4 protein-coding genes are annotated in these 5,452 nt (G+C 72.2%); 1 reads left to right on the forward strand and 3 read right to left on the reverse strand.

What is annotated here, in order from left to right; all coding sequences use genetic code 11:
• A partial coding sequence (locus NQ160_RS17570; protein WP_257516434.1) for a BglG family transcription antiterminator occupies nt 1-1,523 on the forward strand: 1,523 nt, incomplete at its 5' end.
• A gap of 295 nt (nt 1,524-1,818) precedes the next feature.
• On the opposite strand, the gene NQ160_RS17575 is transcribed toward NQ160_RS17570, so the two are convergent.
• The 3 genes from NQ160_RS17575 to NQ160_RS17585 form a co-directional block, all read right to left on the reverse strand.
• Complete coding sequence (locus NQ160_RS17575; RefSeq protein ID WP_257516435.1) at nt 1,819-2,772, reverse strand: hypothetical protein; 954 nt, start codon at nt 2,770-2,772, stop codon at nt 1,819-1,821.
• 274 nt (nt 2,773-3,046) lie between these two features.
• Complete coding sequence (locus tag NQ160_RS17580; protein WP_257516436.1) at nt 3,047-3,625, reverse strand: GNAT family N-acetyltransferase; 579 nt, start codon at nt 3,623-3,625, stop codon at nt 3,047-3,049.
• Between the two features lie 112 nt (nt 3,626-3,737).
• Complete coding sequence (locus tag NQ160_RS17585) at nt 3,738-5,414, reverse strand: phospho-sugar mutase (RefSeq protein WP_257516437.1); 1,677 nt, start codon at nt 5,412-5,414, stop codon at nt 3,738-3,740.
• Between the last annotated feature and the right edge of the window lie 38 nt (nt 5,415-5,452).

Genomic DNA, 5,452 nt, shown 5'->3' on the forward strand with positions numbered 1-5,452 from the left:
AGCGCTCGGGGTATCGCGTGAGCCTGCGAGGCACCGAGGCCGCGCAGCGACGACTTCTCAGCAAGCTGGCTCACGACGAGATGGATGCCGGCTCGTTCGACCTCGAGGCACTGCGGCGCACCCTCGGGCTGCGCTCCATCGGAGCCCAGGCCTTCGGTCCCTTCAAGGCGGAGCTCGTGGCCGGCCTCGGGGAGCTGGGCTACTTCGTGAACGAGCTGGGCATCGCCGACGTCGTCATGCACATCGCCATCGCCGCGGACCGGGTCTTGCGGGACCGCGGGCTGGAAGAGGCGCCGGAAGAGGACCCTGCTCGGGCCGAGATCGGGGCCATCATCGACCGGCTGAGCCAAGAGCACCTCGGGGTGCGGCTGGGCGCGGGGGATCGCAGCCATCTGGCCACGCTGGTGCTCACCCGCGTGGTCGCCCCGGGCGCCGGGCCGGTCGACCGAGCGCGCGACCGCCTCGACCCCGAGGTGGAGCGGGTGGTGCGCGAGGTCGTCGAGTCGGCGGCGTCGGAGTTCCTCGTCGACATCGCGCACGAGGACTTCGTACTGCGTCTGGCGCTGCACGTGCAGAACCTGCTGCAGCGCGCCCGCGCCCAGGCGTGGTCCCGCAACCCACTCACCCGGTCGCTGAAGTCCACGTACCCGATGATCTTCGACGTCGCCGTCTTCATGGCCAGCCGACTGGCCGACCGCCTCGACATCCCGCTCATGGACGACGAGATCGCCTACATCGCGATGCACGTCGGCGGGCGGCTGGAGCGCAGCCGGCGCGCCGACCAGCTGCTCACCGCCACGATCGTCTGCCCCGGCTACTACGAGCTGCACGAGCTCTTGCGCTCCAGCGTCTCGCGCTCACTCGGCCAGGCCGTGGAGGTCGTGGGAGTCGAGACGCGCGTGGACCCGGACTGGTCCGGCATCCCGACGGATCTGGTGCTCACCACGATCGACCCTCCGGCGCCGGGGGAGCGGATCGTGCGCATCCAGCCGTTCCTCACCGAATCCGATATCGAGCGCGTGCAGGCGGCGGCCGGGCGGGTGCGCCGCGGACGCCGGCTGGCCAGGCTCCGAGCCGAATTGGAACGCTACTTCTCGCCTGCGGCCTTCGTGCGCGGTCTCGACGGCGAGGGCGGCGAAGAAGCCGTGATCCGGCGACTGGGCGGCCTGCTCGTGGAACAGGGGATCATCGACGAGGGGTACGTGCAGCGCACGATCGAGCGCGAGAACCTCTCGTCCACCGCGTTCACCGACGCCCTCGCCGTGCCGCACGCGATCGGGATGACGGCCACGCGCACCGCGATCGCGATCGGCATCGCCGAGCCGTCGGTCTCGTGGGGCGAGGGGCGCGTGCAGGTCGTCGCCTTCACCGCCTTCTCCGAGAACGACCGCGCGGCGTTCCAGACGGTGTTCGAGCAGTTCGTCGAGGTGTTCAGCGAGCGCGACAGCGTGCAGCGCATCGTGCGACGCGGCACCGACTTCGCCGCGTTCCTCGACGAGCTGGTCGCCGTCGTCGACGGCTGAGACCCGCGCCCGCCCGCCCGCCCGCCCGTCCGTCCGTCCGTCCGTCCGCCCGTCGGGCGCTTCACCGTTTGGGGCGCGTATCGGGCGACGGACTGGGGAAACCCGGGGTTCGGGGCGCGTATCGGGCGACGAACCCGGGAACCCCGGGGTTTGGGGCGCGTATCGGGCGATGGGCCCGGGAAGCCCGGGGTTTGGGGCGCGTATCGGGCGATAGGTTCGGGAACCCCCGGGTTTGGGGCGCCTATCGGGCGACGAACTGGGAAACCCCGGGTTTGGGGCGCGTATCGGGCGATGGTCACCGCGGGGGACGGATGCCGAACGCGCCCAGCCGCTCCGCCAAGGTGGCAGCGGTGGACACGTGCGGCCACCCCCATCGGCCGTAGCGATGTTGCATTGTGCCCCGGATCCAGTCCTCGCGTTGCTTCTCTGCGTCGAAGACGTCGGCGCGAGTGCGACCGTCCAGCATCCGCCCATCGGTGTACTTGATCGAGCCGTCGAACTCGCCGTAGGCGTCGGCGTCGTCGATCCCGAAGTCGATGTAGTAGGAGCCGCCCGTGGGTGAGGGGACGGCGACCTGCAGGCGGATGCGACGGAACCCCACCTCACGCAGGCGGATGCGACTGATCGTTTCGCCGGGCAGATGTGCCCTGCCATCGGCGAACTCGAGCACCCGCTCCGCCCGGTTCACCCCGTGTGCGCTGGCGTGGACGATCCGGCGCACGTTCTCTCGGAATCCCTCCGCGCCGTCGAGGTCATAGACGCCGTCGCGCGGCGCGAACAGGGTGTGCAGCGCCGCGTCCGCCGAGGTCGCCGCCTGCTCGAAGGTCGCCGTGCGGGCCATGTCCGCGACCGAACGGGCGAGGCCGGTGCACAGCAGCCCGTCGATCTCGACTACGTCGCCGGTGGTCTCTCCGCGATGCCGCACCACCCCATGCGCGGCGCCGGGCCGGCCGGCATCCGCGATGACGTGCAGCCGGTCGTCGCGCGCGCGGTACAGCGGCTGACCCTGCAGCGCCAGAGCCGTCGCATACGCGAAGACGGGCCGCGTGACCGACACCGCCGCGAGCGCGTGAGCGCGGGCGACGATGCGTTGCTCGGGATACACCGCTCGCCAGGCGCTCGTACTCGCGTAGATGCCGCGACGCAGGCGCACGAGACTTCCGCCCGCCGCGGATGCCGCGATCTGACGGCTGGTCATGCCGCGCTGCCGCAGGTGATCGAGTGTCAGCAGTCGGATTTCCTCGGTCATCTTCGGACGATCGCCGCTCGCGGCATCCGTCCGGGACGGTGACTCGACAATCGGGGAGGACACGCCGCTCCGCGGGGCGTGTGGAGGAGGCGCCGCCCGGGCTCGGGGCGCGTATCGGGCGACGAACCCCGAAAACCCCGGGCTCGGGGCGCGTATCGGGCGATGAACCCCGAAAACCGCGGGCTCGGGGCGCGTATCGGGCGACGAACCCCGAAAACCCCGCGGCTCGGGGCGCGTATCGGGCGACGAGCCGCGGCGCGGCCGGCGGCGGGGGTCAGCCGCCGCGCAGCCGCTCCTCGAGCCCGAGCCGGACGGCGGGCCACTCGTGCGGCAGGATCGAGAACACCACGGTGTCGCGCAGGGTGCCGTCAGGCCCCAAGCGGTGGTTGCGCAGCACGCCGTCCTGCTTCGCGCCGAGCCTGGCGATGGCCTCCCGCGACTGACGGTTGTGCCAGTGGGTGCGAAGCTCCACGGCGATCGCGTCGCACGCGTCGAACGCGTGCCCCAGCAGCAGCAGCTTCGCCGCGGTGTTCACCGCGGTGCGCTGCGCGGACAGCGCGAGCCAGGTGTAGCCGATCTCGACGTGCCGGTTCGGCTGGTCGATGCCGCAGAAGCTGGTCATCCCCACGGCGACCCCATCGCGGAGCACCGCCCACGGGTTCATGGTCCCGGCGTCGCGCATGGCCAAGCGGCGGGCGATCTCTTGCGGCACGCCCGCCGGCGCAGGCACCGAGGTGTACCAGGCGCGCTCCAGCCCGACGGATGCCACGGCGAGGTCGGACGCATGCTGCGGCCCCAGCGGCTCGAGTCGTGTGTGGGCGTTCTCCAGGATGGTGGCGTCGCTCAGCAGCACAGCACGAGGCTACCGGGCGCAGCGGACGAGCCGCACCGCGAGGCGGGGGATGTTCTGCGGCTCGCGTCTGCGCCCGGCGTGGTCGCGTCGTGTTCGCGCATGCGCGCCGCTTTCAACCGCCGGCGAGCAGCTCCGTGGCGCCGGTCTCGAGCGCCTGAAGTCGCGCGCGCGCATCGGCGGCGGAGTCCCCGCGCACGTCGAGATAGACCTTGACCTTGGGCTCCGTGCCGCTCGGCCGCACGATCACGCGCGATCCGTCGGCAAGCCAGAGTCGCAGCACGTCGCCCGGCGGAAGCCCGTCGACGCCGTCGAGCAGGTCATCGATCCGCTCGACGGCGACACCGCCGACCGCCTGCGGGGGCGCGGTGCGCAGCGACGCCATGATGCGGCCGATGACCGACAGGTCGTCCACGCGCAGCGACACCTGGCCGCTGTCGAAGAACCCGAACTCGTCCTGGAACCGGGTGAGCAGACTGTTCGCGTCAGCACCGGAGGCGCGCGCCTCGGTCATGAGCCCCAGCATGGCGATCGCGGCGGAGATGCCGTCCTTGTCGCGCACGGTCTCGGGGTTGACGAGGTATCCGAGGGCCTCTTCGAACCCGTAGACGATGCCGGGTGCGCGCGAGATCCACTTGAAGCCGGTCAGCGTCGCATACGACGACAGTCCGTAGCGCTCGGCGACGACGGCCAAACCCGGGGACGACACGAGCGAGCACGCGAGCGAAGCCTCGGCTCCGAGTCCGGCGTCGGCAACCCGCTTCGCGGCCCGCCAACCGAGCAGCAGGCCGACCTCGTTGCCAGTGAGTTTGCGCCACCCGCCGGGTGCGCCCGGGTCGGCGACGGCGACGGCCAGCCGGTCGGCGTCGGGGTCGTTGGCGAGGATGAACTCCGCGCCGGCCTCGCGCGCGGTCTGGAACGCCAGGTCCATGGCGCCCGGCTCCTCGGGGTTGGGGAAGGTAACGGTGGGGAAGGTGCCGTCGGGCTGCGTCTGCGCCGTCACCAGGGCGGGGGCGGGGTAGCCGGCGCGCTCGAGGATGCGCGAGAGCGTCTCCCAGCCCACGCCGTGCATCGCGGTGTAGACCCAGGTCATGCCGTCGGCACCCGCCGGGGCGGGGGCCACGGCGGCGGTCGCGTCGACGTACGCCTCGACGAGCTCTTCGCCGGCGACTTCGTAGTCGCTCGAGCGGGGGAGGGATCCGACGTCGCCGGCATCCGCCACGCGCTGGATGTGCGCGGCGATATCGGCGTCGACCGGGGGCACGATCTGCGCGCCGTCGTCGGGGCCGCCGAGGTAGACCTTGTAGCCGTTGTCGTCGGGCGGGTTGTGGCTGGCGGTGACCATGACGCCCGCGTCGGCACCGAGGTGGCGGACGGCGAAGGCCAGCACCGGGGTGGGCAGCAGCCGGGGGAGGAGGATCGCGCGCAGCCCCGCCCCGGCGAACACCTCGGCGCTGTCTCGGGCGAAAACGTCGGAGTTGCGACGGCCGTCGTAGCCGATCACGACGGTGGGCGGGCCATCGGGGCCCGGGCGCTCCAGCAGGAACGCCGCGAGTCCGGCGGCGGCCTGCATGACCAGCACCCGGTTCATCCGGTTGCTGCCCGCGCCGAGCCGCCCCCGCAGCCCCGCGGTGCCGAAGGCCAGGCGCGCGCCGAACCGGTCGGTCAGGTCGGCCGATGCCGCCTCGTCGCCTTCGGCCTCGCGTGCGAGCAGCTCTTCCAGCTCGGCGCGGGTGACGGGGTCGGGGTCCTGGGCGAGCCAGCGGCGGGCGGCCCGCGTGATGTCGTTCACAGCGAGCCGATCACTCGGGCCAGGAGCGACGAGATGAC

This window comes from Microbacterium sp. zg.Y909 (assembly GCF_024626565.1).